Source organism: Methylogaea oryzae, from assembly GCF_019669985.1.
In the GTDB taxonomy this organism is placed as follows: domain Bacteria; phylum Pseudomonadota; class Gammaproteobacteria; order Methylococcales; family Methylococcaceae; genus Methylogaea; species Methylogaea oryzae.
In genome coordinates this window covers 2,356,317-2,383,056 of record NZ_AP019782.1, presented here as the reverse complement: position 1 = coordinate 2,383,056, position 26,740 = coordinate 2,356,317, and the positions used below count along the sequence as shown (strand labels likewise).

Annotated in this window: 22 protein-coding genes; 10 read left to right on the top strand and 12 right to left on the bottom strand. The window is 62.4% G+C overall.

The window, feature by feature from the left end; all coding sequences use genetic code 11:
* The first annotated feature begins 56 nt into the window (after window positions 1–56).
* From K5607_RS10360 to K5607_RS10330, 7 genes are all read left to right on the top strand, one after another.
* Complete coding sequence (locus K5607_RS10360; protein WP_221046973.1) at window positions 57–2,837, top strand: class I SAM-dependent DNA methyltransferase; 2,781 nt, start codon at window positions 57–59, stop codon at window positions 2,835–2,837.
* Complete coding sequence (locus K5607_RS10355) at window positions 2,834–3,850, top strand: virulence RhuM family protein (protein WP_221046972.1); 1,017 nt, start codon at window positions 2,834–2,836, stop codon at window positions 3,848–3,850. Before K5607_RS10360 ends, K5607_RS10355 begins: the two co-directional genes overlap by 4 nt.
* Before the next feature lie 329 nt (window positions 3,851–4,179).
* Window positions 4,180–4,941 (top strand): DUF1016 N-terminal domain-containing protein, encoded by a 762-nt coding sequence (locus tag K5607_RS10350; RefSeq protein ID WP_221046971.1) that lies wholly within the window; start codon window positions 4,180–4,182, stop codon window positions 4,939–4,941.
* Between the two features lie 6 nt (window positions 4,942–4,947).
* Complete coding sequence (locus K5607_RS10345) at window positions 4,948–7,053, top strand: DEAD/DEAH box helicase (RefSeq protein WP_221046970.1); 2,106 nt, start codon at window positions 4,948–4,950, stop codon at window positions 7,051–7,053.
* A complete protein-coding gene (locus K5607_RS10340; RefSeq protein ID WP_054773319.1) occupies window positions 7,046–8,221 on the top strand; it encodes a GIY-YIG nuclease family protein in 1,176 nt (391 codons plus the stop codon). Before K5607_RS10345 ends, K5607_RS10340 begins: the two co-directional genes overlap by 8 nt.
* Window positions 8,222–8,335: 114 nt before the next feature.
* A complete protein-coding gene (locus K5607_RS18080; RefSeq protein WP_246598829.1) occupies window positions 8,336–8,692 on the top strand; it encodes a virulence RhuM family protein in 357 nt (118 codons plus the stop codon).
* A 254-nt stretch (window positions 8,693–8,946) separates the two neighbouring features.
* Complete coding sequence (locus tag K5607_RS10330; protein ID WP_082411461.1) at window positions 8,947–9,744, top strand: spermine/spermidine synthase domain-containing protein; 798 nt, start codon at window positions 8,947–8,949, stop codon at window positions 9,742–9,744.
* Here the strand turns inward: K5607_RS10330 and K5607_RS18075 are convergent.
* The 8 genes from K5607_RS18075 to K5607_RS10290 form a co-directional block, all read right to left on the bottom strand.
* Complete coding sequence (locus K5607_RS18075; protein ID WP_246598828.1) at window positions 9,731–11,113, bottom strand: MFS transporter; 1,383 nt, start codon at window positions 11,111–11,113, stop codon at window positions 9,731–9,733. The genes K5607_RS10330 and K5607_RS18075 overlap by 14 nt on opposite strands.
* Before the next feature lie 47 nt (window positions 11,114–11,160).
* Entirely contained in the window at window positions 11,161–12,060 is a 900-nt protein-coding gene (locus K5607_RS10320; RefSeq protein WP_054774338.1) for a TIGR01777 family oxidoreductase, read from the bottom strand.
* Between the two features lie 71 nt (window positions 12,061–12,131).
* Window positions 12,132–12,530, bottom strand: a complete 399-nt coding sequence (locus tag K5607_RS10315; protein WP_217995076.1) for a group I truncated hemoglobin — start codon at window positions 12,528–12,530, stop codon at window positions 12,132–12,134.
* Between the two features lie 68 nt (window positions 12,531–12,598).
* Window positions 12,599–13,186: a Tll0287-like domain-containing protein gene (locus K5607_RS10310; RefSeq protein ID WP_054774339.1), complete on the bottom strand. Its 588-nt coding sequence runs from the start codon at window positions 13,184–13,186 to the stop codon at window positions 12,599–12,601.
* Window positions 13,187–13,243: 57 nt separating this feature from the next.
* Window positions 13,244–14,614, bottom strand: a complete 1,371-nt coding sequence (locus tag K5607_RS10305; RefSeq protein ID WP_221046969.1) for a cytochrome c3 family protein — start codon at window positions 14,612–14,614, stop codon at window positions 13,244–13,246.
* Window positions 14,615–14,617: 3 nt separating this feature from the next.
* Entirely contained in the window at window positions 14,618–16,600 is a 1,983-nt protein-coding gene (locus K5607_RS10300) for an FAD-dependent oxidoreductase (protein WP_221046968.1), read from the bottom strand.
* 206 nt (window positions 16,601–16,806) lie between these two features.
* Window positions 16,807–18,537 (bottom strand): SpoIIE family protein phosphatase, encoded by a 1,731-nt coding sequence (locus K5607_RS10295; protein WP_221046967.1) that lies wholly within the window; start codon window positions 18,535–18,537, stop codon window positions 16,807–16,809.
* Window positions 18,534–18,875, bottom strand: coding sequence for an STAS domain-containing protein (locus K5607_RS10290; protein ID WP_162232433.1), 342 nt, complete (start codon window positions 18,873–18,875; stop codon window positions 18,534–18,536). Before K5607_RS10290 ends, K5607_RS10295 begins: the two co-directional genes overlap by 4 nt.
* A gap of 161 nt (window positions 18,876–19,036) precedes the next feature.
* Between K5607_RS10290 and K5607_RS10285 the strand changes: the two genes are divergently transcribed.
* Entirely contained in the window at window positions 19,037–19,630 is a 594-nt protein-coding gene (locus tag K5607_RS10285) for a DUF4202 domain-containing protein (RefSeq protein WP_221046966.1), read from the top strand.
* 1 nt (window position 19,631) lies between these two features.
* Entirely contained in the window at window positions 19,632–20,423 is a 792-nt protein-coding gene (locus tag K5607_RS10280) for a VIT1/CCC1 transporter family protein (protein WP_082411667.1), read from the top strand.
* 18 nt (window positions 20,424–20,441) lie between these two features.
* Here K5607_RS10280 and K5607_RS10275 read toward each other — a convergent pair whose 3' ends face one another.
* From K5607_RS10275 to asd, 3 genes are all read right to left on the bottom strand, one after another.
* Window positions 20,442–21,524 carry an SGNH/GDSL hydrolase family protein gene (locus K5607_RS10275; protein ID WP_221046965.1) on the bottom strand — a complete coding sequence of 361 codons (1,083 nt, stop codon included), beginning with the start codon at window positions 21,522–21,524 and terminating at the stop codon, window positions 20,442–20,444.
* 479 nt (window positions 21,525–22,003) lie between these two features.
* On the bottom strand, window positions 22,004–22,597 hold the full coding sequence (locus K5607_RS10270) for a putative metalloprotease CJM1_0395 family protein (protein WP_246598827.1): 594 nt from the start codon (window positions 22,595–22,597) through the stop codon (window positions 22,004–22,006).
* 111 nt (window positions 22,598–22,708) lie between these two features.
* Window positions 22,709–23,566: an archaetidylserine decarboxylase gene (asd, locus tag K5607_RS10265; protein ID WP_221046964.1), complete on the bottom strand. Its 858-nt coding sequence runs from the start codon at window positions 23,564–23,566 to the stop codon at window positions 22,709–22,711.
* A 168-nt stretch (window positions 23,567–23,734) separates the two neighbouring features.
* Between asd and K5607_RS10260 the strand changes: the two genes are divergently transcribed.
* The gene (locus tag K5607_RS10260; RefSeq protein WP_221046963.1) at window positions 23,735–25,012 is read left to right on the top strand and encodes an HD-GYP domain-containing protein; all 1,278 of its coding nucleotides are present in this window, start codon (window positions 23,735–23,737) and stop codon (window positions 25,010–25,012) included.
* 22 nt (window positions 25,013–25,034) lie between these two features.
* On the opposite strand, the gene K5607_RS10255 is transcribed toward K5607_RS10260, so the two are convergent.
* A complete protein-coding gene (locus tag K5607_RS10255) occupies window positions 25,035–26,627 on the bottom strand; it encodes an ABC-F family ATPase (protein ID WP_054773992.1) in 1,593 nt (530 codons plus the stop codon).
* Between the last annotated feature and the right edge of the window lie 113 nt (window positions 26,628–26,740).

Below are 26,740 nucleotides of genomic sequence, written 5' to 3'. Positions count from 1 at the left end.
AGTCAGTGAATCCATTCGGACGTGGGCGGGAAGAGATCACATAGGCAAAACGCCCCATGAACGCAGTAGAAATCGAAGCCGCCATATCCGACCTGGCGCTCCAAGCCTTCGACGCGGCCGAGTTCCCCTTCGCTTTCCTGGCCGCCTTCGGCAACAAGGAAACGGCTCTCAAGCGCCTGCGCGCCGGCAACGCCTCGGATGTGCCCGGCGGCGTGCTCCAGCGCAACAACATCCATATTGCCGTGTGCGAAGCCGGCGCCGTGGGCGAAACCCTCAAGGCCTTGCGTGCCAGCCCGGCCACCGCCAAGGCCAAGCCTAAGTTTATCCTCGCCACCGACGGGCAGACCCTGGAAGCCGAAGAACTGGCCGGCGGCGAGACCATCGCCTGCGCCTACCCGGACTTTCCCAATCATCTCGGGTTCTTCCTGCCGCTGGCCGGCATCTCCACCATCAAGGAGATCAAGGACAACCCCATTGATGTGCGCGCCACCGGGCGGCTGAACAAGCTCTACGTCGAACTGCTGCGGGAAAATCCGGACTGGGCCGTCGCCGAGCGCCGCCCGGACATGAACCACTTCATGGCGCGGCTGATCTTCTGCTTCTTCGCCGAAGACACCGACATCTTCAACGGCGATGGCCTGTTTACCGAGACCGTGAAGCAGATGGGCGAGAACAACGGTTCCAACACCCATCAGGTGCTGTCCGAAATTTTCCGCGCCATGAACATCAAACCCGCCGAGCGCGGTAACGCCGAACCCCGTTTGCCCACCTGGGCCGATGGCTTTCCTTACGTGAACGGCGGCCTGTTCTCCGGCGGCACCGAAACGCCCCGCTTCACCCGCATGGCCCGCACCTACCTGATCCATGCCGGCAGCCTGAACTGGAAGCAGATCAACCCGGACATCTTCGGCAGCATGATCCAGGCCGTGGCCGACGACGAAGAGCGCGGCGCCTTAGGCATGCACTACACCAGCGTGCCCAACATCCTCAAGGTATTGAACCCGCTGTTCCTGGACGACCTGCGCGCCGCTTTGGCCGAGGCTGGCGACAACGAGCGTAAGTTGCTCAATCTGCGCCGCCGCATGGCGCGCATCCGCGTGTTCGACCCGGCCTGCGGCAGCGGCAATTTCTTGGTCATCGCCTATAAGCAGATGCGGGAGATCGAATACGAAATCAACCGGCGCCGGGGCGAAACCCACCTGAAATCGGAAATCCCGCTGACCAACTTCCGCGGCATCGAACTGCGCGATTTCCCGGCGGAAATCGCCCGGCTGGCCCTCATCATCGCCGAATTCCAGTGCGACGTGCTGTATCGCGGGCAAAAGGACGCACTGCTGGAATTCCTGCCCTTGTCGAAGGAAAACTGGATCATTTGCGGCAATGCGCTGCGGCTGGATTGGTTGAGCATCTGTCCGCCGACGGGGACGGGTGTGAAGGTGCTCGCCGACGATTTGTTTTGCACTCCGCTGGAGCAGACGGAAATCGATTTTGAGAACGAGGGCGGGGAGACTTATATCTGCGGGAATCCGCCGTACAAAGGTAGTCAGACACAAACCAAAGAACAGAAAGCCGACTTGGCTGCGGTTTTTGATCCGTACGGCATTTCATCAAAGCAGATTGACTACGTTGGAGGTTGGTTCATGAAGGCTGCGGCCTACGCACAGTCAACAAACGCAGAATCGGCTTTCGTAAGCACGAACTCAGTTTGCCAAGGGCGCATAGTGCCAATTTTGTGGCCGAAGATTTTCGAGTTGGGTTCAATCATTCGCTTTGCGCACACCTCATTCAAGTGGGCCAATCTTGCCAGTCACAACGCTGGCGTCACGGTTGCCATCGTTGGTCTCTCAACGCACGCGACCAAGAAGTGCCAGCTTTGCGATGTGGGCCGCGATGGCGAAACTACGGTTCGAGATGCAACAAACATCACGCCCTATCTAACCATCGGCGAAAACATGGTTGTGAATAGCCAGCGCGATAGCATTGCTGGCTTGCCGCAAATGTCCTTCGGCAACATGCCGATTGACGGAGGAAATCTTCTTCTTTCGGCAGATGAGATCACTTCGCTTGGGTTGGGTAAAAAGGACGAAGAATTATTTGTTCGGCGTATTTATGGCTCGGCGGAGTTTATTCGTGGCCTTGTTCGTAAATGTCTCTGGATTACCGATGAAAACTTACCGCATGCATTGGAAATAGATTCGATTCGTGATCGAATCAATGGCGTTAAAGAAATGCGTCTTAAGAGTAAAGACGCTGGCACGAAAGAAATGGCATCGCGTGCCCATCAGTTCAGGGAAATGAATTGCGCTGAAAGGCATAGCCTGATTCTGCCCGGTGTTTCTTCGGAAAGCCGTGAGTATCTTCCGGTTGGACTTATTGACAACCATTCCGTTGTCAGTAATCTCGCCTTCGCCCTCTACGACGCCCCCCTCTGGAATATGGCCCTCATCGCCTCCCGCCTGCATCTGGTCTGGATCGCCACCGTCTGCGGCAAGATGAAAACAGACTTCCGCTACTCCAACACCCTGGGCTGGAACACCTTCCCCGTTCCCCTGCTCACCGAGCAGAACAAGGCCGACCTGACCCGCTGCGCCGAGGACATCCTGCTGGCGCGTGAAGCCCATTTCCCCGCTACCATCGCCGACCTGTACAACCCCGACAACATGCCGGACAACCTGCGCCGCGCCCACGAGCGCAACGACGAGGTGCTGGAGCGCATCTACATCGGCCGCCGCTTCAGGAACGACACCGAGCGGCTGGAAAAACTGTTCGAGCTTTATACCAAGATGACGGCGGCGGCCAAGCCAGCGTCCGCTGCAAGGAAGAGGAAAAAAGCATGAGCGACCTGATTCTTTATACCTCTGACGACGGTCAAGCCAGAATCAATCTGCGGGTGGAGGCGGGTAGCGTCTGGCTGACTCAACTCGAAATCGCCGAACTGTTCCAGACCTCCAAGCAGAATGTCTCGCTTCACGCCAAGAACATCTTTACGGAAGGCGAGTTAAGCCCTGATTCAGTTGTCAAGGAATCCTTGACAACTGCTGCCGACGGCAAGAGCTACCGCACCCAGCTTTACCATCTGGAACTGATTCTGGCCATTGGCTATCGCATCCGCTCGCCACGCGGCACCCAGTTCCGTCAGTGGGCTACCCGGCACCTCAAGGAGTTTCTAACGAAGGGTTTTGTCATGGATGACGAGCGCCTCAAGAACCCCGGTGGCTGGGATTATTTCGACGAACTACTGGCGCGCATCCGGGAGATTCGCGCCTCGGAAAAGCGGTTTTACCAGAAGGTGCGCGACCTGTTTGCGCTCAGCTCGGATTACCGTGTACGGGAAAAGGAGACGCAGCTATTCTTCGCCGAGGTCCAGAACAAACTCCTTTACGCCGCCTGTGGGCTGACGGCAGCAGAGCTGATTGTGCAACGCGCCGAGTCAGGAGCGCCGAACATGGCGCTCACGCATTTCAGCGGTTCTCGCGTGCGCAAGCAGGATGTCATCATCGCCAAGAATTATCTCACGGGAGACGAAATCGACACGCTGAACCGGCTGGTGGTTATTTTTCTGGAACAGGCAGAGCTACGGGTAAAAAAGCAGGGCGATCTGTCGCTCGATTTCTGGCGCAATCATGTGGATGGCATGCTGGCATTCAACGGTCAGCCGGTTTTGCAAGGCTCCGGCTCGGTGAGCCATGAAGAGATGGTGCGTATCGCGCACGGGCGCTATGACTTATTTGATCGAAACCGCCGCGCCACCGAGGCGCAGGAGGCGGAGGCCGCCGACATTCAGGAAATTGAGCGTCTGGAAAAAAAACTTAAATCCAACCCGGCGGCAAAATCGAAGAAGACAACATGAGCGGCTTATGGAGCGTGAGGACTCCAAAAACTTCGTACTGGAGCTCAAAACAAGAAATAGACTCCGCTACTGAATTTGTGGCGCACACATGCTCCATAAAATATCCAGATGTTCCTGACCGCTGGCCTGAACAAGAAGTAAACGCCGCTTGGGAAAGAAAAAGGCCAGCGGGAATGTACACATTCAACGCTGGCCTTAGGGAATCTGGTACGACTAGGCCCGGAAGGGGCGGCTCGCATCGAAACGAGTGCGCTAGTCGCGGGGGGTATTACAGCCCGGTTCGCGACACTAGTGGTGCGAAGGGGCAAGAAAAGCAAAGGGAAGAACGCATGAGCCGCAAGAAAAAGACAACCACGGCTGCGATGCAGGCGTCCGATATGCCTCAATACGCCGAGTTGCTGGGCGAGATCAAGCAGCGCATCCGCCATGCCCAGACCCGCGCCTGGATGGCCGTCAGCGCCGAGTTGATCCGTCTTTACTGGCGCATCGGACAGGTGATCGACAGCCGCCAGCAGCAGGAAGGCTACGGCACGGCGGTGATTCCTCGGCTGGCCCGTGACCTGCACAACGAGTTGCCGGAAGAGAAGGGGTTTTCCGAACGCAACATCAAACGCATGCTGGCGTTTTACCGTCTTTATCCCCATGCGGCGCTGGAATCCGAGCTTGTGCCACAGGCTGTGGCGCAAGCGGAATTGCATCCCGCAAGCTCGGCCGCCTTGCCAGTGGTGGACTTCCCCGCCCCGTTGCTGCTGGCCATCCCATGGGGCCACCACGCGGTATTGATGGAAAAGGTGAGGGACGCCGCCGCGCGACAGTGGTACATGCGGGCCGCGCTGGACAACGGCTGGAGCCGTTACCTGCTGTTGGAGCACATCGATTCCGCCAGCCACCAGCGGGCCGGCCGGGCCGCCAACAACTTTTTGCTGCGCCTGCCCGCACCGGATTCGGCCATGGTGCAGCAGACGCTGAAAGATCCCTATATACAGCTACGAGCTGACGCGCGCCCTACCCGCCGAATTGGAGTCCAGCCTGCCCAGCATCGAGCAGATCGAGCGCGAGCTGGCTGGCGACAACACACTTATGGAGGATGATGCGCAGTGAGCAACCAGACCAACCCCACCAACACCTACACCGTGCCCTCGGTCTCCATCACCACGGCGCGCACCGGCGCATCGAGCAAAGCCAACGAGCTGGGCATGCGCGCCATGCAGGAGCGCGCCTACGCCAAGCGGGGCGAACAATACTTGCTGATTAAGTCTCCGCCGGCCTCGGGCAAATCCCGCGCGCTGATGTTCATCGCCTTGGACAAGCTCCACAACCAGGGATTGCGCCAGGCCATCATCGTGGTGCCGGAACGTTCCATCGGCGGTAGCTTTGCCGACGAGCCTTTGAGCCAGTACGGTTTTTACTGGGATTGGCGGGTGGCGCCGCAATGGAATCTGTGCAACGCCCCCGGCATCGACGAGCCGAGAGTGGCGAAGTCCAAGGTGGAGGCGGTGCGCAGGTTTTTGGATGGCGACGACCAGGTACTGGTCTGCACCCATGCCACCTTTCGCTTCGCGGTGGAGGAGCTGGGCATCGAGGCGTTCGACAACCGGCTGATCGCCGTGGACGAGTTCCACCACGTCTCCAGCAACCCGGGCAACGTGCTGGGCAACCAGCTGGGCGCGTTCATCGCCCGCGACAAGGTGCATATCGTCGCCATGACCGGCTCGTATTTCCGGGGCGACAGCGAGGCGGTGCTGGCGCCGACGGATGAAGCCAAGTTCGAGACGGTGACCTACACCTATTACGAACAGCTCAACGGCTACAACTGGCTTAAGTCGCTGGATATCGGCTATTTCTTCTACACGGGCCGTTATGTGGAGGCCGTCGAAAAAGTGCTGGACCCGGCTCTGAAAACCATCGTCCACATTCCCAACGTCAACGCCCGCGAAAGCCTGAAAGACAAGGAGCGGGAGGTAAACGAGATCATGCATGCCCTGGGCGACTGGAAGGGCATCGACCCGGCCACCGGCTTTCACCTGATACAAACCGGTACCGGCCGTACGCTGAAGGTGGCGGACCTGGTGGACGACAGCGACCTGGCCCAGCGCTCCCGCGTGCTGGCCGCGCTGAAAGACCCGGCGCAGAAGAACAACCGCGACCATGTGGACATCATCATCGCCTTAGGGATGGCGAAGGAAGGCTTCGACTGGATTTGGTGCGAGCACGCCCTGACCATCGGCTATCGCAGCAGCCTGACCGAGATCGTGCAGATCATCGGCCGCGCCACCCGCGATGCCGAGGGCAAGGAGAAAGCGCGCTTCACCAACCTGATCGCCGAACCGGCCGCCGATCAGGCCGCCGTGGCGGAGGCGGTGAACGATATGCTCAAGGCCATCTCCGCCAGCCTGCTGATGGAACAGGTGCTGGCGCCGCGCTATGAATTCACGCCCAAGAATCAAGGCCCGCTGGAGGGCTTCGATTACGGCGAACGGGGTTACCAGGAAGGCGGTCACAACATTGGGGTGAATACGAGCACCGGCCAGATTCATCTGGAGATCAACGGGCTGGCGACGCCGCAAAGCCCGGAGGCGACGCGCATTTGCAAGGAGGATTTGAACGAAGTCGTCACCAGTTTCTTGCAGGACAAAACCGTGTTGGAGCGCGGCCTGTTCGACAAGGAGAATACGCTTCCCGAAGAGCTGACGCAGTTGCGCATGGGCAAGATCGTGCGCGAACGCTATCCGGAGTTGAGCGAGGCCGACCAGGAGGCCATCCGCCAACACGCCATCGCCGCCATGAACGTTACCCAGCAAGCAAAGCTCGCCTTGGCCCAGGCCGATGCGGAAGGCACCGGGCAAGGCAGCACGGCCTTGCTGGACGGGGTGCGTCGTTTCGTCAATGTGCGCGACCTGGACATCGACCTGATCGACCGCATCAATCCCTTCGATGCCGCCTATGCGGTGCTGGCGAAGGCGATGGACGAGAAGTCGTTGCGCCAGGTGCAGGCCAGCATTGCCGCCAAGAAGGTGAGCATCCCCGAGGACGAAGCCCGCGATTTGGCGAAGCGCGCCTTGCTGTTCAAGCTCGAACGTGGCCGCCTGCCGGACATCAACGCCGCCGACCCGTTTGAAAAACTCTTGGCCCAAGGCGTGGCCGCACTGGCGAGATACCGCGCCCAGGCCAAGGCGGCACAAGGAGCGTCCGGGAATGGCTGAGATGGACGATGACGCGCTGCTCGAAGCACTGGGCGTGGAGGTTGCCCCGCTCAAGGCTTCCAGCCGAACCCCGCGCGAAGAGCGCATCATCGCCGGATTCGAGGACATCCTGCGCTTCCATCAGACCCACGGCCGCGCCCCGCTGCATGGTGAGGGCCGCGACATCTTCGAGCGCCTGTATGCCGTGCGTCTCGATCAGCTACGCAAATTGCCGGAAGCGCGAGCCCTTCTGGCTGAGCTGGATGGCCCGGGTCTGCTGTCTGGTGCGGCAGCGGCCGATGTGAATGGCCTGGATGAGGACGCCTTGCTAGCGGAGTTGGGTATTGGCGATAAACCAGCCGACCAGAACGACATTACCGTGCTGCGCCATGTACGCTCCAGCACCGAAAAGCGTGCGGCCGAGGAAATCGCCGACCGTACGCCGTGTGCGGATTTTGACAAGTTCCAGCCTCTGTTCGAGCAGGTGGAGCGGGAACTGAAGGCGGGTGTGCGCCAGTCCCGCCAGTTTGGGCGTGACTCCAGCTTTAAGGTAGGCAATTTCTTTGTCTTGGGTGGTTTGCTGGTTTATGTGGCCGAACAGGGCGATATCTTTCGTACGGGCAATAACGAGCAGGATGCGCGCCTGCGCGTGATTTACTCCAACGGCACCGAAAGCAATCTGTTGATGCGCTCGCTACAGCGCGCACTCTACAAAGACGAAAACGCTCGCATGTTGACTGGCACCGACATGGGGCCGTTGTTTGGCGATGCGCTGGAACCGGACGACATTGAAACCGGAACCATCTATGTACTGCGCAGTCTCTCCAGCCATCCATTCGTCGCTGAGCACCGAGAGTTGATCCACAAGATCGGCGTAACCGGCGGTAACGTAGAGGCTCGCATCGCCAACGCGGAAAAGGATGCCACCTACCTATTGGCCGACGTGGAGGTGGTTGCCACCTACAAGCTCCACAATCTGAACCGCACCAGGCTGGAAAACATCTTCCACCGCTTGTTCGGTGCAGTACAGCTCGACTTGACTATCGAAGATCGATTTGGACATCCGGTGAAACCGAGGGAATGGTTTCTGGTGCCACTCCATGTTATTGACGAAGCGGTTCAGCGCATTCGGGATGGGTCGATTACCGAAGCGGTCTATGACCCAAAGACGGCCCAGTTGGCTGGTTGAACGCATACAAATAGGCTCGGAGCCCCCTTCCTTACTGGCGAATTCCTGCTCTACGAGACAGATGACGGCCGATAGAGCAAGTTTCCAACCCAGGAATGCCTTTGATGAAGCTCGATGAGCAAAGACAAAACACGCATCTGCAACAGCACCGCCGAGTTCCTGATCTTCACCGGCCAGGCCGGCGAGCAGAGCATCGAGGTGCGTTACGAGGACGAAACCGTCTGGCTGACGCAAAAGCTGATGGCTGAGCTGTTTGCCGTGTCGGTTCCGACGATCAACGAGCACTTGAAAAACATCTTTGATTCGGGGGCGCGGATTCAGTTATTCGGAAATTCCGAATATCGCATCGTGCAGGACCGGTTGTTCGAAAGCGACTTCGACCAAGTGGTCAAGCGAATCGAGGCCGGGCACCATGCCGTGGGCCTAGTCGAATCGGCCAGCGCGCCGTGTAAACCGAAGAAAAGGAAGTAAATGGTGGCAACCAAGCCGAGCAACGCCAGCTGGACTGATCCGCGACCCGCTGCGATTACGCCGGCTTCGTGGCATAGGTGCCGGACTTGCCCCGGCCAAATCCGGCGCGGCATGCGTTCGCCAAGCATCGCGTGCGGCGCCGGTGCGGTGTGGATTTCCTGAAACTTGGCCCCTGCGGAGGTGTTACGATGCGCCCGCGGCGCAGCAGGCTGTTGAGCCGGTTCATTTGACACAAATTTTCGCATAGAGGTGGAATGGCTAGACGGTCGAAAGAGGGGGTTACAGTTTCCGCAGCGAGTGTTACGCCGCCCGGCAAGGTGCGGCCGTTCGTTTACGACGACGGCGAGGAGGTGTCCCTGCGCTTCGATATTCGCGCCGTGCAAAGCGCCATGCACAAGCATTTGCCGTTCGAACTGGTGTTCAGCTACACGCGGCTGATGATGGGGTTTCTGTTGTTCCGGCCCGAGCCGCGCGACATTTTGATCATCGGCCTGGGCGGCGGCTCGCTGTCGAAATACTGTTACCGCCACGTGCCTGAAGCCCGTATCGTCACGGTGGAGATCAACGAGGACGTCATCGCCTTGCGCGACCAATTCGGCATTCCGCCGGACGACGAACGGTTCACCGTGGTCCACGCCGACGGGGCGGAATACGTGGCGGATTGCTACGACAGCGCCGACGTCATCCTGCTGGACGGCTACGACGCCGACGGCGTGCCGGATGCGTTGTGCAGCCAGTTTTTTTTCAACCGTTGTGCCCAGGCCCTGCGCGACGACGGTGTGTTGGTCAGCAACGCGGACGAAGCCGGCGGCCGATTGGGCGTGTGCGAGCCGCGGCTGCGCAAAGCCTTCGGCGGCAAACTGATGGCCGTCACGTCCGACAGCGGTTTCAACCAAATCCTTTTCGCCTTGAAGGGCGAGGAAACGCCCGATTGGGAGACGCTGCGGCAACGGGCCGTGCAACTGGAAGCCAGCCAGAATTTGAATTTCCAGGCCATGGCGCTGAAGCTGAGCGCCGAGGCGGAAGCCAATCCGGCGTTCAGGCCGATCTAAATACCCACAACCGTAGGAGCGCCGCCGCCAGCAGGGCGCAACCGGCGGAGAAGCCGAAGGCGGCGTGGGCGCCGAACGCGTGCCACAGCCAGCCGAACAGGATCGAGGCGGGCAGCAGCATCAGGCCGCTGACCAGGTGGAAAAAGCCGAAGGCGGTGCCGCGCTGGCCGGCGCCGGCCAAGTCGGCCACCAGGGCTTTTTCCGTGCCTTCGGTGGCGGCGAAGAACAGGCCGAAGGCGGCGAACAGCGGCCACAATCCCCAAGCCGGCAAATCGGTGAAACCGAGCACGGCCAGCACGGCGGCGTAAGCCAGCCAGCCGGCGGTAATCAAGCGCTGGCGGCCCAGCCGGTCGGACAGGCCGGATAACGTGGTGGAGAACAGACAGTCCACCAGGGCCACCATGCCCCACAGCAGCGGTAGTTGGGCGTCGGCGATGCCGGCTTCCCTGGCTTTGAGCAGCAGGAACAGATTGGAGGGATAGCCCAGGGTGAACAGGGCTACGGCCAGCAGGTAGCGACGGAACAGCGGTGGTAGGGGCGACCAGCGGAGGCGGATTGGCGCTGTTTTGTGCTCCTCTCCCTTTGGGTGCGACCCAAGCGCGGCGCGCGCGCCAAAATGCGCCTCGGAACCGGTGCTTTCCGGCTCCCTCTCCCCCAGGGAGAGGGTTGGGGTGAGGGAGAGATCAAGAGGTCGTGGCCTTTTAACCCCCTCATCCCAGCCTTCTCCCTGGGGGAGAAGGGGCTGAGAGGCCGCACCAGTTCCCAGGGTATGGCTGGGGTGAGGGGCGCTGGAGGGTTGTTCGCGCACCGTTGCCGCCAGCAGCACGGCTAAAGCGCCCGGCAGGGCGGTCCACAGGAATACCTGGCGCAGCTCCACGCCGCTTTCCAGCATGGCGAAAGCCAGCAGCGGGCCGATCACCGCGCCCAGGTTGTCCATGGCCCGGTGCAGGCCGAAGGCCAGGCCGCGCTGGTCGTGTGGGGCGGCGGCGGCCAGCATGGCGTCGCGCGGCGCGCTGCGCAGGCCTTTGCCCAACCGGTCCGCTAGGCGCAGCGCCAGCACCACCGGCCAGGCACCCGCCAGGGCATACAAAGGGCGTGCGGCGGCGGCCAGGGCATAGCCGGCCACGACCCAGGGCTTGGCCGAACGGCGCCGGTCGGACAGCCAGCCGGACAGCAGTTGCATGAAGCTGCTGAAAGCCAGCGCCACTCCTTCGATAACGCCCAGCGCCCGGCTGTCGGCGGCCAGCACGCCGGCCAGATACACCGGGATCAGCGGGTAGACCAGCTCCGAGGCGGTGTCGTTGAGCAGGCTGACGCACCCCAGCAGCCAGACGGTGCGGGGCAGGGCGCTGAGGGCGGTCGGTTTCATGGCGGTTTAGCTCGTCCTTCGATGGCGTCGGCCCCGGCCCGGCGGCCTCAGCCGATCGCCTCGCTTAAGGCCAGGTCGAGCGTCGGAAATTTGAATCGGTAACCCGCTTGCAGCAGGCGTTCCGGCAGCACCCGCTGGCCGCCCAGCAGCAGTTCCGCCATCTCTCCCATGGCGAGTTTCAGCGGCCAGGCCGGCAGCGGCAGCAGGGCCGGGCGGTGCAGGGCGGCGGCCAGGGTTTGGGTGAATTCGGCGTTGGTGACGGGGTGCGGGGCGGTGAGGTTGAACGGTCCGCTCAAGGCGGCGTCGTCCAGCAGTTTGCAGGTCATGGCGACGTGGTCGTCCAAGTGTATCCAGGACATCCATTGCCGGCCGTGGCCGAGGCGTGCGCCCAGACCCAGGCGGAAGGCCGGCAGCATGCGCGCCAGGAAGCCGCCGTTTTTGCCTATCACCAGGCCGGTGCGCAGCAGGCAGACGCGCACGCCCAGCGCTTCGGCCTCCAGCGCGGCTTGCTCCCATTGCCGGCACAGGCTGTGGCCGAAATCGGCGGCGTCGGTGGTGGCGGTTTCGTTCAGCGGCTTGTCCCCTTGGTCGCCGTACCAGCCGATGGCGGACCCGCTCAGCAACACCGCGGGTTTACGCTCGGCCCGCGCCATAAAGTCCAGCAACTGGCGGGTGATGCCGACGCGGCTGTCCAGCAGGGCTTGTTTGCGTTTCGCCGTCCAGCGGGCGTCCATGATGGGCTCGCCGGCCAGGTTGACGACGGCGTGAAAATGGCGATCCGGCGTCAGGTCGCGTAACGCGGCGACGGTCTGTACCGGGCGATCGAACAGCGCCGGCGTTTTCGCCGGGCTGCGGCTCAGTAGGGTGAGGTTGTGGCCTTGCTGCAACAGCTGCGTGCAAAGGCTGCGGCCGATGAAGCCGGTGCCTCCGGTGAGCAGTATGTCCATGGGCGTCTCCTAGGGCGGAAAGGGCGTGGCTGGCAGTATAAGGCCAAGCCGGCCTTCCGGGCTCGCCCGCGTCAACGCCCCAGCACGTCCTCGCGGAAGCTTTCCGCCACGTCGAGGATCTGCGTCAGATCCGGCGGCTTGACGCCGCAGGATTCCAGCGACGTGCGCAAATGTTCCATGATGTGATCGAAATGCTCGTCGTTCAGGCCCAAGGCCAGCAGGTGGGCGTGGGCCTCGCGCATTTGCAGGCCGGTGAATTTGTCGGGGCCGCCGCAGACCATGGACAGGAAGCGTTTTTGCTTGGCCCGCTGTTGATCCATGTCCACGTCTTCGAAGAGGTAACGGATGCAGGAATCGTCCAACACCTTGCGGTAGAAAATATCGACCGCGGCATCCATGGCCGCTCCGCCGCCGACTCTTGCGTATAGGCTAGGCTGCATGCCCAACAGCGATTTGAGTTTCTCCAACATTCTCCAGCCTCGGTTAACTTTACGGGCTACAAGGGGGATTGGACGCGCCTAGGCGGCGGGCCGTTTTTTTAGTTGTCGAGGGGAATGCGCACCACGACGCCGCCCATGACGTCGTTCAGCTTGAAGTCGGTTCGGGGACTGTCGGCGTGACGGTTATGGCAGGCGGCGCAGGCTTCGGACACCGCTTTGTCGGCGTAGACGGCGGTGAAGTAGCGCTTGCCGCCGAGTTCTTCCTCGCCGTAGTAGTTTTCCCCGGGGTGATCCGTCACGAATTGCAGGCCGGTTTTTTCCGCTTCCGTTTTCGCTTCGTTTTTCTTGTTGATGGGCCACAAGGACAACAGGGCGTAGCTGAAGTTGTGGCCTTGCTCGGCCACGGTTTCCGAGCCCATGCGGAACACTTGCGCCGGCAGCGGCAGGCTCTTGTCGTCCTTCCAGTGCTCGGTGGCTTTGATCACTTTTTCCTGGTTGGCCAGGCGATTGACCACGCTGTCGGCATACACCGCCCGATCCGCCGCCAGTACGGCGTGCAGGGCGTCCGCCATGGTTTGCGGCTGGATGCCGCCGCTCTTGCCGCTCAATTGGTCGCAGCCCGGCAGCGCCGTTGCGGCCGCGATGCCGATTGCCAAAATGCCCGCGCAGGCTTTCGTCGTTTTCATGCTTCCCCCGTTGTAGTGAGTTGTTGTTTTTATGGCGGGGCCGCGCGGCCCCTAGGCTTATTGGCGATTTTTATTTTTCCCCTTGGAGCGCTGGCGCTCTTCGGCCATGTCCAGGCTACGCAGGTGCTCGGCCGGCTTGCGGTCGAAGTTGCTTTTCACCAATGCTTTGTCGGCCAGCGCATCCAGGGAATAGCCCAGGCCGTGGCACTGCATGCATACGCCGCGGACCATTTTTTCGTTGGGATGCAGGTTCATGCTTTGGTTGTGTTCCACATGAACGTCCGTCCGTCCGTCGTTTTTCTCGGCCAGGCGCGGCAAATGGCAGCTGGCGCAGGAGACGCCGCTGCCTTTCGCGCCTTTGCCTTCCGTTTCGGCCTGCCATAGGCGGTAGTGCGGGGATTGTTTGTACGAGCGGCTGTGGCCGTCGTCGTGGCAGCCCAGGCAGGATTCCACCGCCGCGCGGCGGGTGTCGAAGGCGTGGACGTCGTGGCAGGCAGTGCAACCCAGCGTTTTGTCGTGCGCCTCGGCCTGCATGGGCAGGCGCGCTTGGCCGGGGCTCATGGGAGGCAGGCCCTGGGCTAGGCGCATGCCGTGCTTGCCGGCGAGGAAGCCTTTGCTTTCGCCCTTGTGGCAGGTTTGGCAGGCTTTGTCGTCGAGCCGGTCTTGCCAGGCGGCGGGCTGGCCGTTGGGCTGCTTGGCTTGGTGGCAATCGGCGCAGTTGATGCCGCTTTTGGCGTGAGACGTTTCCGCCCAGGCGCGCAGTTGCTCCGGCGGCAACGACACGCCGGCGGGCGCGTTGGCGTCCTTGTCCGCCAAAGGCGGCTTGCGCTGGCCGGCCGGCACTTGTTCCGCCAGATTGCGCAACGGCAGCAGCGCCGGTTGCTTGTGATCCGGCTCGTGCAGATGGGCGGCCAGGAAATCCTCGTACAGCGCCTTGTTGTCGTGGTAGTTGTGGCAGCCGGCGTTGGCGCAGCTGTCCGGAGCGAAATCCTTGTGGCTGGGGCGCTCCTTGGCGACGTCGTTATGGCAGGCGTAGCAGAAGTCGTCGGGCTGGGTGACGTCCATGGCGCGCGTCTGCTCCGGGCGATGCTCGCGGTGGCAGGTGACGCAACGCAACGCGTCCACCTGCCGCAACATGGCGGCGTTGCGCGGGTCGGTGAATTTGCGGTTGGAGTGGCTGTCCTCGGCCGCCTTCAGCGCTTCGCCGTGGCAATCCACGCATGCTTTTTGCGGTGCGCCTTGGAAGGGCTTGTGGCAGGCGGAGCAGGCCAGTTCGATTTGGTAGTGGCCGTGGGTGGCCGGGCCGGGCAGAAACAGCGCTTTGCCCGCTTGGGCCAGCGGCGTATGGGCGAACAGCGCATAGCCGAGATAGCCGCCGATCAGCAAGGTGACGAGAATGGCGCCGGTCCACAGGGCTTTGGCTGACATGGTTCAGAAGTAGTAAGTGGACAGGATGTGGAAAGCCAGCAATACCGGCAACGGCCAAAACAGCAGGACGTGTCCCCAGTAACCCGCGCCCCGGAGCCGTCGCAGCAAGGGCGTGGGCGAGCTTCCCTCCAGCGCCACCAGGCCGCCGGCGGCGCCGCCGAGCAGGGCTAGGGCCAGAAAATCCAGTGCGAGAATACGGTCCAGGTTGTGGCCGAGTCCCAGCCCGGTGTGCGCGGCGAGAAGGACCAGGGCCAGCGTTCCGCCGACGACGTGAACGACGCGCCAGCCGGCGTAGCTCAGCGGGCCGAAGCTTCGGCGCTTGCGCAGGGATAGGAGTAGGGCGACGCAGGACAGGGCCAGCAGACTATAGCCGGAGGCCTGTTTCCAGCCGTTTTGCAGCCACAGGTTTTGCCAATGCCAGCCGCCCAGCGACGTGTCCAACGGCGGCAGGGCGGGCACCGACAGCAGCAGCGCGCACAGCGCCAGCGCCAGCGCCAGCAGGGACGCGGCCGTCAACGGGCGTGCGCCGGCGACCGCTTGCGGGGTCGGCGCTTGGCCGGCCAGTTCCGCCAGGAAATGGACGCAGGAGCCGCAGCCGGTGCCGGCCTTGGTATGGGTCTGCAAGGCCGCCACGCTGGTGTGGCCCTGTTGCAGGGCCAGGTCCAGCAGGCCGCGGCTGATGCCCATGCAGTTGCACACCGTGGCGTGGGGCGGCCATTGCAGCACGGAAGCGGCGGCGTTTTCCGACCAGGGATTGCCGGTCGCCAGGAACCTGCGGCATTGCCACGGCATGAGGCGCCGTCCTTGTCGCACCGCCTCGCGGATGCGCCAGCCTTCCGGCCAATCGCCGATGCCGACCACGCCGGTCAGCCGTCCCCTGCTCAGGCGCAGGGCGCGATAGCGGCTCTGGTCGTCGGATTGGTAGCTGAGGGAGCGGATCGGCGCGGCGTCGTCCAGTTCTTCTTGGAAGCAGCTGAAAGCGGCGATGTCCGCGCCTTTGAGCTGGGTGGTGATGGCCGAACCGTGGTATTTCACCCGTGCGCCCAGCACGTTTTGCGCGACCACGTCGGCTTGCTCGAATCCCGGTCCGATCAGGCTGTAAACGCGTCCGCGGTGTTCGGCGCATTCGCCGGCGGCGTAGATCAGCGGGTCGGAGGTTCGCAGGTAGTCGTCGACCTTGATGCCGCGCCCGGTGGCGAGTCCGCTCTTCACCGCTAGGTCGATGGTGGGGTTGACGCCGGTGGCCAGCACCACGCAGTCGCAATCGATTTGCCGCTGGTCGAAGGTCAGGACGGCTTGGGCGACCGTTTCGCCGTCGGCGTTGCGGCCGCCGGCAATTTCGGTCGCTCGCCCGAAAACGACCTCGATTCCCAGCGCCTGCAGATGTTCGACCAGCAGTTCGCCGGCGCGGTGGTCCAATTGCCGGCCGAGCAAGCGGCTGCTGACGACGAGGCAGGCTTTTTCGCCTTTGCGTTGCAGGCCGCAGGCCAGCTCCACCCCCAGCAGGCCGCCGCCCAGCACCACCACCCGCCGCCCGGGATAGCCGTTGTCCAAGAGTTCGCGCACATCGCCGACGTTGCGGAAAGCGTGCACATTGGGTAGCCAGACGCCGGGAATGTCCGGCAGCCAGGGATTGGAGCCGATGGCGAGGACCAGTTTGGAATAAGGCTGGCGGTTGCCTTTCCAGTCGACCACCGCCCGGTTTTCCCGGTCGATGGTTTCGATGCGGTTGCCGTAGTTGAGGACGGCGTTATGGCGGTCGGGCAGCGGAGACAAGTTGGGCAGATCCGCCCAGGCGAGATCGCCCGACAGCAAGGAGACCAATTTGCTGCGGTCGTAAGGTTCCCAGGACTCGTCGCCGTAGATGGCCACGGCCGCGTCCGGTTGCGCGCGCAGGATATCGCGCAGTATGCGGGTGCCGACCGGTCCGCTGCCGACGACGACGATCGGGGATTGCTGTTGCTCAAGCAACTTATTGTTGTTCATGCTGTTGTTGATTGATTTTGATCAGTTCACCGGCAATCCAACGGCTTGTGCGAGTCCTCATTGTAGGCGTATCGATGAACGCTCCGAGAAGCGGAGAACGTGTATCGATGATACATGTTTAGAATGCTATCAAGTTTGCCTGTCCGGGTCTACCAGAGACTGGAGCGTAGGAATCGACGGCCGGCGGCGTTGGGAACGCCGCTCGGTTAGGGGGTCTGGCGGTGGACGGCCAGCAGGGTGATGTCGTCGGATTGGGGGTGGCCGGCGGCAAAAGCGTCCACCGCGGCGATGACTTGTTCCACGCAGGCGTCGGCGTCCGCGGCGTTGTTGTCGGCCAGCAGCCGGTGCAAGGTTTCGTCGCTGAACAGGCCGCCGTCGGCGCATTCCGCTTCGGTGACGCCGTCGGTGTAAAGCAGCAGCAGGCTGCCGGCGGGGAAATCGCAGCTGTCCACCGCGTAGCTCAGGCCCGGGACCAAACCCACCAGCGGATTGCGCGGGCCTTCGATAAACGCCGGCGCCGCGTTCGGCAAGCGCAGCAAGGGCGGATTGTGGCCCGCGTTGACATAGTGCAAGCGGCCTTGGGGTAGGTCCACGATGGCGCAGAACAGCGTGACGAATTGCTGGGCCTCGTTGGAGTCGCACAGCAGTTCGTTGCTGTGGGCGGCCAGGCGGGCCAGGTGCCGGCCCGCGTCGTCCTCCGGGCGCAACGCTTCGCTGCGCAGCAGGGTCAACGCGCGCACCATGAACAGGGCGGCGGGCGTGCCTTTGTTGCACACGTCGCCGATGGCCAGAAAAAATCGGCCGTCGCCGAGGGGAAAGGCGTCATAGAAGTCGCCGCCGACGTGGCGGGCGGCGCGCATGAAGCCCCGGCCGCGGATGTCTTCCTGGATCGGGAACAGCGGCGCGGCGGGCAGCATGCTGGACTGGATTTGCCGCGCCACGTCCAGTTCCCGCTGCAGGGCTTCCAGCTCCAGGGCGGCGCGCAGGCGGGCGGTGATTTGCGCGTTGCTGCGCCGCATGCGTTCGGACAGCACCACGATCAGGTTGCGGGCGATGGCGGGAATGCTCAGCACCTGGTCGAGGAACACGGCTTCGGGAATCACCAGCAGGCGTACGGGCGTGGCGGCCACGACCCAAGCCGAGTTTGGCTTGCCGTCGGCCACCGACAGTTCGCCGACGCATTCGCCCGGCCCGATTTCGATGCCGGTGCGCGATTCCGGGCTGTCCAGCCGCACTTCCAGTCGGCCGTCGACGATCACCAGCACGCAGTGGTGGTGCCTGCCGGCGTGGAACAGGACTTCTCCGCTGGGGCAGGTGCGCAGCTCGCAGCAGGAAACGATGTGTTCCACTTCGCGGTAAGGCACGTCGCGGAAGATGACGGTGCGGGAGATGAAGCCCAACGCCCGGCGGTCCGATCCTTTGCGCTGGTCGTGCTCCACCCAGGTGCCGTCGCCGCGGATCAGCGGAAAGGCGACCTCTTGCCCGCTGCGGCGCTCCCGCTGGCGCGGGGCCAGCGGCGTGCTGCCGAAACACACGGTGAGGCGGTTGCGCTCGTCGCTGCGTTCGTAATGCACGGTATCGGCGAATTGGCGCACCAGATGGATGCCGAGCCCACCCGTCGGCGCGTTTTCCAGCGAATCGGGCAGGGTGGGGGCCGGTTGCGCTAGGGGATCGAAGGGCGGGCCGGCATCCACGAGCGTCAGCGTGGCGGCGTTGCGGTTGAGCAGCAGTTCCAGGCCGATTTCGCCCACGGCGCCGCCGTAAGCGTAGTCGCCGATATTGGTCAGCAGCTCGCTGGCGCAGAGATCTAGGTTGAAAAGCAGCTCTTCGTCCAGCTCCTGGTTTTTTCCGAGTTCCCGCAGCCAAGCGCTCGCCTCGCTGGTGAGCTGGGGCGTGCTGAGCAGCGTCAGCCGATGGAGGCGCGGCAGCCCCGTCATGGGGCGAGATCGGCGCAGGCTGCTTCGATATCGGCGTAGAGGGGGACCAGCAGATCGATGCCGGCCGTTTCCAGCACCTTGCGCACCAGCGGCTGGGGCGAGGCGAGAACCAGCTTGCCGCCTTTTTTGGCTTGTCCCCGGGCCGAGGTCATCAGCAGGCGGATGCCGATGGAGGCGATGAAGTCCACGCCGGAAAGGTCTACGATGATGTTGGCCGTTTCCGCCGTGCTGGCGAAGGCGAACGAGTTCTCGATGGCCTGGGTGCCGGCGGGATCGAGACGGCCGCTCAGGATAAACTGGGTGACGGCGTTCGGCAGTGTGATGGATTCGAATTGCATGGAAGGCATTCTTATTATTGTTGTCGAGCGACAAGTGTAGCTGGCGAACGAAAACTTTGGCCGGTTCGGCGAAATTTCGACGCGCTTCCTTGCAGTCTGTTGAAAAGCCCCTTTTTCAACCGCCTGGCAGGGGGCGAACGTAGACAGGGGATGCGGGAATTATGGTTGTATCGGAAAATTTCGGGCGGGCTATCGCCTTGATCGACGCCGCCAACGGCGAAGACCCCAACCGGGAGTCGTGGCAGGGGCGCGAATGGCCCAAGGAGCTGTTGTACAGTCAGCGCATGAGCGAATGGCTGGAGCGGCTGGCGCCGGATGCGGACGAGGCCGTGCGGCTGGCGGCCCGCGCCCAGCACATTCGCCGCTGGATGGTGCCGAGGGACAGCTACCCGAAAACCCGCGAAGGCTATTTGCGCTGGCGTACCGGTTTGTACGAGTTCCACGCCGAGACGGCCGGCGCGTTGCTGGCCCAGGCCGGCTACGGGGAGGAAACCGTCGAGCGGGTGGGGCGCATGCTGCGCAAGCGCGGTTTGAAACGGGAGGCGGACACCCAGCTCATCGAGGACGTGGCCTGCCTGGTGTTCTTGGAGCACTACTTCGGCGGTTTCGCGCCCGGCCACGACGAGGCCAAGGTGGTCGATATCGTGCGCAAGACGTGGAAAAAAATGTCGGATACCGCCCGGCAGGCCGCCCTGGGCCTGAATTTGTCGGACGACGTTCGGCGCCTGGTGGCGCTGGCGTTGGCGGAGGCCTAGCTTGTCCAAGCGCTACGACGACAGCGAGGAGGCGCATCGCCGCCATCGGCGGGAGCATACGCGGCGCGCCATCGCCCAGCGCCTGGAAGACGGCCACCGGCACAGTTATCTGCGCGATTTCATCTACGGCGCCATCGACGGCGCGGTGACCACTTTCGCCGTGGTGGCGGGAGTCACGGGGGCAGGAATGGCGAGCGGCGTGGTGATTGTGCTGGGTTTGGCCAATCTGCTGGCCGACGGTTTCAGCATGGCGGTGAGCAATTACCTAGGGACGCGGGCCGAGCGGCAGTTGCTGGACGCCCACCGCCACGCCGAACGGCGCCACATCGAGACCTACCCCAAGGGCGAGGTGGAAGAGGTGCGGCAGATTTATGCCCGCAAGGGCTTCAAGGGCAAGGCGCTGAAGCAGGCGGTTTCGGCCATCACCAGCGATATCGGCCAGTGGGTCGACACCATGCTGCAGGACGAGTTGGGCCTGGCATTGAACGGCCCAAGGCCGTTGCGGGCCGCCACCGCGACGTTCGTCGCTTTCGTGGCGGTCGGCGCGGTGCCTTTGGCGCCTTATGTGCTGGATTGGCTCAGGCCCGGCAGCGTGGCCGAGCCGTTCTGGCCCAGCCTGGTCATGACCGCCGTGGCGTTTTTCCTGGTGGGCGCGCTGAAAAGCCGGTTCGTGGCGCAGCGCTGGCATACGGCGGGCCTGGAAACGCTCGCCATCGGCGGCGTGGCGGCCGGCTTGGCCTATGGCGTCGGGTATTTGCTGCAAAGCCTCGTGGTGGACCTGCCTCCGGGGTGAATCCAGCGACTCTGCGGGTTATCGATCGAGATGTTTCCGGCTTTTTCCCATGGCTTCGATCAATCGCTCGGCGACCACGCGGTGCCCGCGGGCGTTGAGGTGGTCGTCCAGCACGAAGAAGTCGTCCGGCTTCAGGCTGGGGGACAGATCCAGCGCCTGTACGCGGTCGAGCAACGGTTGGTCCTTTGTCGCCAGGCGCTGGTTGAGCGCGGCCACGAAGCGTCCGTCGTTGTCGCTTTGGGAGTTGAGTTCAACCACTATCACCGTTAATTCCCCGAGATTCGCCGGAGAATGCAGCAGGGCATTGATAAATAGGCTGGTTTCGTCCTCGCGGAAAGGCGGTGGCGTCTTGCCGCCGCGGGACGGCTTGACTAAATATTTAACCTGCTTCGCCAGGCTTTTCAGCAAATAAGCCGAGTGCTTGCCGAAATAGTATTTCGTCTTGTGATTGAGTTTCGCCGCGATTTTGCTGTATTCGGCTTCGCTCATAACAGGCAGCGTATTGCCGTTTTTCAGGTAGGCAAGGTTTTCTTCATAATCATTGCGGCAATATTGGATTATGAGGAATTTCGCGCGTTCCAGGGATATCCGGCTTAACGCTTTCAATTCCCGCACCGTGCCGTAGGAGGAAACGGCGGTGTTCAGCACTTTCATTCCCGTCTGTGCGGCGATGATTTCGGCAAAGGTTTCATTTTGCTCGACCCCCCAGCCCATGGCGTAGGAATCGCCCAGCACGATCACCTCGGGCGTCGCCAGCGACTCCTCGTCGTCACGCATCCCCAGGCTGTTGACGCGGTACTCCGTGTCGAACTCCCTGTTGCTGAAGCGGCAAACGCCCGGCTTGAGCGTATAACCCAGGCCCGGGTCGTAACGGGCGCAGTCCGGCTGGAATTGGATGATGCTGCGGTCATGTTTCATGTAGTAATTGCGCAGCAGATTGTCCCGCTTAAACCGCAGCAAATCGGAATGGTTCAGGACGAATGCGACGGAAAATTCGAGCAGCGCAATGGAAATTATCAAGGCAAAAGCGTAGCCGCCGATTTCGCCCAGCAGTGATTTAGGCTTGATTGACATAGTGGTAGTCCGATGCGGCAGGCGCATCCCGTGGGGCGGTGGTGTGGCTTACAGCGGAGCTGTTGCGGTAACAACGGCTTAAATAAAAATGCCCGCAGAAAGCGGGCAAATTTTTTATTATTATTGTGATCATCACGTCGCCCTTTTGACCAGGCAGCGCACGACAGAATGTTATTTTTGTTTGTTATTTTTAGTCGGCCCTACTGGACCCTCCTCCTCTCTGACGACTCTTGCGAGAGCTCCGTCCCCTGAAGCTGGCAACAGTCTAATCGAAAACGAGATTGTGTCTACAGTTTCTGGCGGGGAAAAGTGCATTTTGTAACTCGCGTTGATAAAGGCGCGAAAAAACAGCCGCTTAGAAAAATTAGAGTTATCTAATACATAGAAAGTTGAGCTAAGTTGTAGGAAAAAGCCAATGGTCGAGGCTTGTCCGGGACTTCGTCCCTGGACGGCGTCCGGTTTATTCCCGTTGCAGGCACGTGGAAATTCCGGGGAGCCCGCTCGGTTTACGCCGTGACATCTATCCGGGCGCCCAGAACATTTCCGTCGATGGAGGCGGCATAAGCGTCGGCCTTGCCCTCGGGCTTTTGCCGCGTCATCGCCGCTTCGGCTTGCGCTTGCGCCTGCATTTGCGAGGCGGCCGCGGCGACGCTGATATCCTGGCCGGACGGGTTGGCCGGAGCCAGGGCCGCGCGGCGAATTTGCTCGGCTTTACGAGCCGTCGCTTCGGGGTCGTTGGGCACGGGGGAGGTGTCGATGCTTACCTCGCCGCCGACGGCGTATTGCTGGCCGTCGGGGCCGCGTTCGTAGCTGAAGCTGGCGCCGCTGACGGCGATGCCGCCGGCCGCGGCCAAGTGGGCCGCTTCGTGCGCGCGGACCTCCCGGTCGGTCGCCTTGAGTTTCTCCAAGGCTTTGACGGCTTCCTGGGTCAATTCGCCGTTGGCGCCGCTGGCTTTGCGGGGAGCGCCGGGTTGTCCGGCTTTGCTCCAGCCGCCGGGCGCGGCCTCGGCCGCCTGGGCGGCCACGGGCGCGCCGCCGCTGGCTTTGGGCCATAGCCCTAGCGGGATGGAGTGAGTCGAGAAGCCGATGGACATGCCCATGCTGACCGCCTGGCCGTGGATAAATACGCTGTCAACCGTTCAACTTATAGGCGGGTTTAAGGCGTAAGGCAAGGCGGCATCGGTTCGATCGGCGCCGATGCCGCCGTCGTTTCAGCGCCGGATGCCGAGGTTCTGGCCTACCCGGACCGATGTACCCTCGGCCAGGCCGCCCGCCCAATCCATGCGGTTCTTGCCGAACAGCACGATGATGGTGGAGCCCATGTTGAAGCGGCCCATTTCGGCGCCCCGTTCCAGCCGGACCGGCTTGTCGTCGTAGCGCCAGCGTTGCACCTTGCCGGCGCTGGGCGGCGTGACGGTGCCGTGCCAGACCGTGTCGATGCTGGCGACGAAAATGGCGCCCACCAGGATCAACGCCATGGGGCCGGCGTCGGTGTCGAAGACGGCGATGACCCGTTCGTTGCGGGCGAATAGGTTGGGGATGACGGCGGTGGTGGCGCGGTTGACGCTGAACAGCCGGCCGGGCACGTGGATCATTTCCCGCAGCTTGCCGCCCAGGGGCATGTGCAGCCGGTGGTAATCGCGGGGAGACAGGTACACCGTGGCGAAACGGCCGTCCTGGAATTCGCCGGCCAGTTGCGGGTCTCCTCCCAGGAGATCCAGCAGCCGGTAGTCGCGCCCTTTGGCCTGGATCAAGCGGTCGCCGTCAATGGAGCCGAACTGGCTCAACACGCCGTCGGCGGGGCAAGCCACCGTGCCGTTGCCGGGGGCCAGGGGCCGCGCGCCGGGCTTGAGGGCGCGGGTGAAGAAGTCGTTGAAGCAGGCATAGTTGGACGGATTTTCTTCCGCCGCTTCGCTCATGTCGACGTTGAAGAGGTCGATGAAGCGGGGAATGAACCAGTTTTTAAACGCCGGATTGGTGCAGTGCGTCACATGCCCCATCAGCCGCGACAGGGCGTGGTGGGGCAGCAGGTATTGGGGCAGGGCGAAGACGGTTTCTGGCAGAGACATAGGGTTTTTATGATCCAAAATTGCGATAAAAGTGGCGCGGCAAAATGCTTAGGGGCGGCGGTGTTGCGGCTTCCTTCCCGGTATTCCTTGCGCGGCAGCGGGGTGATAATGGTACGACGACGGCGTTCGTGTATAAATGGATAAAACCGCTACCGGCAGGAGCATCTTATGCAAACCCTCTCCCGCACCACCGACCCATCGCAGCAGATCAGCCGCCGCAAGTTGATCCGCATGTTGGCTTACACCGTCGACTTGGTCGGCATAGACGACTGTTACCACGGCCGCCGGGTCGGCATGATCGCGGTCAAGCTGGCGCGGCAGATGGCCGGTTTCGGCGTGCCCCTCACCCGTGTCTACGACGCCGGGTTGTTGCACGACTGCGGCGTGTCCTCAAGCCGCGAGCACCACAATCTCCTGGGCGAGCTGGAGTGGAGCGGCGCCCAGCAGCATTGCGACATCGGTTATGCCTTGCTCAAGGATTTTCCGCCGTTGGCGAATTTCGCCCCCATCATTCGCTACCACCATACCCGCTGGTCGCTGCTGCAGGCCGGCGATATGGAGGCCGAGCAAGCGTTGCTGGCCAACCTGATTTATCTGGCCGATCGCGTCGACGTGGCGGCCGCGCCTTATTACGGCGACGGCAGCTTGTTCGCCCAACGGGAAACGGTGCTGGCGCAAATGGAAGCCCACCGCGACAGCGTCTTTGCCGGCGTTTTGCTGGACGCTTTGCGCAGCGCGTCGGAGCAAACGGATTTCTGGACCGATTTGTGCGAAACCCAGGCCATCGAGGATTTTCAACAAGCCATGTTGGCCCACGACACGGAGCAAAACCTCACTTGGTCGGAGTTCCGCCAGGCCGCCGGCATCATGTCGTTGATCGTGGACGCCAAGTCTCCCTACACCTATCGCCACTCGGCCGGCGTCGCCCGCCTGTCGAGTTATTTGGGCCGCCTGCTCGGGCTGGGCGAACGCCACCGGGAAATGATCGAGGTCGCGGGGCTGCTGCACGACATCGGCAAGCTGGGCATTCCGGACGAAATTCTGGAAAGTCCCAAGCCGCTGTCCGACGAGCAGTTCGGCCAGATGAAGCACCACTCCCTGACCACTCACCAAATTCTCCGGCGCATCGGCGGCATCGACCAAATCGCCGATTGGGCCGCCTATCATCACGAGAAAATGAACGGCCAGGGCTATCCCTTCCACTTGGACGCCAGCCATTTGCCTTTGGAGGCGCGCATCATCAGCGTGGCCGACGTTTATCAAGCCCTGGCGCAAGCCCGTCCTTACCGCGGGCCGATGGCGCCGGAGGATATCCTCGGCACGCTGCGCCGGCTGGCGCAGCAAGGCCATTTGGACAGCGAGATCGTCGAGACGGTGGCCGCGCATCTGCCCGCTTGCCATCAAGCGGCCCTGCGCGAAGGGGAGTCGGGGCCGGCCGCGGGCTAGCCGGTTATCCGCTCGCTCCCGGTCACTCCACGCCCTGGCTCGCCAGGTAGTCGTCGTAACTGCCGTTGAAGTTCACCACGCCCTGCGGGCCCAGCTCGATGATGCGCGTCGCCAGGGAGGAGACGAATTCCCGGTCGTGGCTGACGAAGATCAACGTGCCGGGGTATTGCTCCAGCGCGCCGTTGAGCGACTCGATGGACTCCATGTCCAAGTGGTTGGTGGGTTCGTCCAGCACCAGGATGTTGGGCTGCTGCAGCATCAGTTTGCCGAACAGCATGCGGCCTTGCTCGCCGCCGGACAGCACTTTCACCGACTTCTTGCTTTCCTCCTGGGAGAACAGCAGCCGGCCCAGGGTGGCGCGCACCGCTTGCTCGTCGTCGGATTCGCGTTTCCACTGGCTCATCCAATCGAACAGGTTGAGGTCCTCGGCGAAATCGGCCGCGTGGTCCTGGGCGAAATAGCCCAGATTGATGTTCTCAGACCATTTGACGTTGCCGGCGTCCGGCGTCAGTTCGCCCACCAGGGTACGCAGCAGGGTGGTCTTGCCGATGCCGTTGGGGCCGATCACGGCGACTTTTTCGCCCACTTCCACCATCAGGTTCAATCCCTGGAACAGCGGGCCATCGTCGTAGCCCTTGGCCAGTCCTTCCACTTCCAGCGCCAGGCGGTACAGCTTTTTCTCCTGGTTGAAGCGGATGAACGGGTTGACGCGGCTGGACAGCTTGATGTCCTCCAACTGGATTTTTTCGATCTGCTTGGCGCGGGAGGTGGCCTGCTTGGCCTTAGAAGCGTTGGCCGAGAAGCGGCTGACGAAACTTTGCAGTTCGGCGATCTGCGCCTTCTTCTTGGCGTTGTCGGCCAACAGGCGCTCGCGCGCCTGGGTGGAGGCGATCATGTAGTCGTCGTAATTGCCCGGATAAACCCGCAGTTCGCCGTAGTCCATGTCCGCCATGTGGGTGCAGACGCTGTTGAGGAAGTGGCGATCGTGGGAAATGATGACCATGGTGCTGCCGCGCGCGTTCAGCACGTTCTCCAGCCAGCGGATGGTGTTGATGTCCAGGTTGTTGGTCGGTTCGTCCAGCAGCAGGATGTCCGGGTTGGAGAACAGGGCCTGGGCCAGCAGTACGCGCAGCTTCCAGCCCGGCGCCACGGCGCTCATGGGGCCGTTGTGCTGCTCCAGGGGGATGCCCACGCCCAGCAGCAATTCGCCAGCGCGCGATTCCGCCGTGTAGCCGTCGAATTCGGCGAACACCGCTTCCAACTCGGCGGCGCGCATGTAATCGTCCTCGGAAGCCTCGGGGTTGGCGTAAATGGCGTCGCGCTCGGACATGGCCGCCCACATTTCGCCATGGCCCATCATCACCACGTCCAACACGCGCTGGTCTTCATAGGCGAACTGGTCCTGGCGCAGCTTGCCCAGCCGTTCGTTGGGATCGAGGGAGACGTTGCCGGCGGTGGGCTCCAGATCGCCGCCGAGGATCTTCATGAAGGTGGATTTGCCGCAGCCGTTGGCGCCGATCAGGCCGTAGCGGTTGCCGTCGCCGAATTTGACGGAGACGTTTTCGAACAGCGGCTTGGCGCCGAATTGCATGGTGATGTTGGCGGTAGATAGCAAGGGTGTTTCCAGAGTGTTGGTGATGACAAAGAGACGCTTCCGGCGGTGCGGCCCAGTCGGGACCGGCCACAAACAGGGAGGCGGGATTAGGATGTCGTTATTGTACTCTGGTT

Excerpts from the sequence above, each read along its gene's own strand:
- K5607_RS10360 (WP_221046973.1), top strand. The coding sequence starts at position 57 with ATGAACGCAGTAGAAATCGAAGCCGCCATATCCGACCTGGCGCTCCAA.
- K5607_RS10355 (WP_221046972.1), top strand. The coding sequence starts at position 2,834 with ATGAGCGACCTGATTCTTTATACCTCTGACGACGGTCAAGCCAGAATC.
- K5607_RS10350 (WP_221046971.1), top strand. The coding sequence starts at position 4,180 with ATGAGCCGCAAGAAAAAGACAACCACGGCTGCGATGCAGGCGTCCGAT.
- K5607_RS10340 (WP_054773319.1), top strand. The coding sequence starts at position 7,046 with ATGGCTGAGATGGACGATGACGCGCTGCTCGAAGCACTGGGCGTGGAG.
- K5607_RS18080 (WP_246598829.1), top strand. The coding sequence starts at position 8,336 with ATGAGCAAAGACAAAACACGCATCTGCAACAGCACCGCCGAGTTCCTG.
- K5607_RS10330 (WP_082411461.1), top strand. The coding sequence starts at position 8,947 with ATGGCTAGACGGTCGAAAGAGGGGGTTACAGTTTCCGCAGCGAGTGTT.
- K5607_RS18075 (WP_246598828.1), bottom strand. The coding sequence starts at position 11,113 with ATGAAACCGACCGCCCTCAGCGCCCTGCCCCGCACCGTCTGGCTGCTG.
- K5607_RS10320 (WP_054774338.1), bottom strand. The coding sequence starts at position 12,060 with ATGGACATACTGCTCACCGGAGGCACCGGCTTCATCGGCCGCAGCCTT.
- K5607_RS10315 (WP_217995076.1), bottom strand. The coding sequence starts at position 12,530 with ATGTTGGAGAAACTCAAATCGCTGTTGGGCATGCAGCCTAGCCTATAC.
- K5607_RS10310 (WP_054774339.1), bottom strand. The coding sequence starts at position 13,186 with ATGAAAACGACGAAAGCCTGCGCGGGCATTTTGGCAATCGGCATCGCG.
- K5607_RS10305 (WP_221046969.1), bottom strand. The coding sequence starts at position 14,614 with ATGTCAGCCAAAGCCCTGTGGACCGGCGCCATTCTCGTCACCTTGCTG.
- K5607_RS10300 (WP_221046968.1), bottom strand. The coding sequence starts at position 16,600 with ATGAACAACAATAAGTTGCTTGAGCAACAGCAATCCCCGATCGTCGTC.
- K5607_RS10295 (WP_221046967.1), bottom strand. The coding sequence starts at position 18,537 with ATGACGGGGCTGCCGCGCCTCCATCGGCTGACGCTGCTCAGCACGCCC.
- K5607_RS10290 (WP_162232433.1), bottom strand. The coding sequence starts at position 18,875 with ATGCAATTCGAATCCATCACACTGCCGAACGCCGTCACCCAGTTTATC.
- K5607_RS10285 (WP_221046966.1), top strand. The coding sequence starts at position 19,037 with ATGGTTGTATCGGAAAATTTCGGGCGGGCTATCGCCTTGATCGACGCC.
- K5607_RS10275 (WP_221046965.1), bottom strand. The coding sequence starts at position 21,524 with ATGCGCCTGCCGCATCGGACTACCACTATGTCAATCAAGCCTAAATCA.
- K5607_RS10270 (WP_246598827.1), bottom strand. The coding sequence starts at position 22,597 with ATGGGCATGTCCATCGGCTTCTCGACTCACTCCATCCCGCTAGGGCTA.
- asd (WP_221046964.1), bottom strand. The coding sequence starts at position 23,566 with ATGTCTCTGCCAGAAACCGTCTTCGCCCTGCCCCAATACCTGCTGCCC.
- K5607_RS10260 (WP_221046963.1), top strand. The coding sequence starts at position 23,735 with ATGCAAACCCTCTCCCGCACCACCGACCCATCGCAGCAGATCAGCCGC.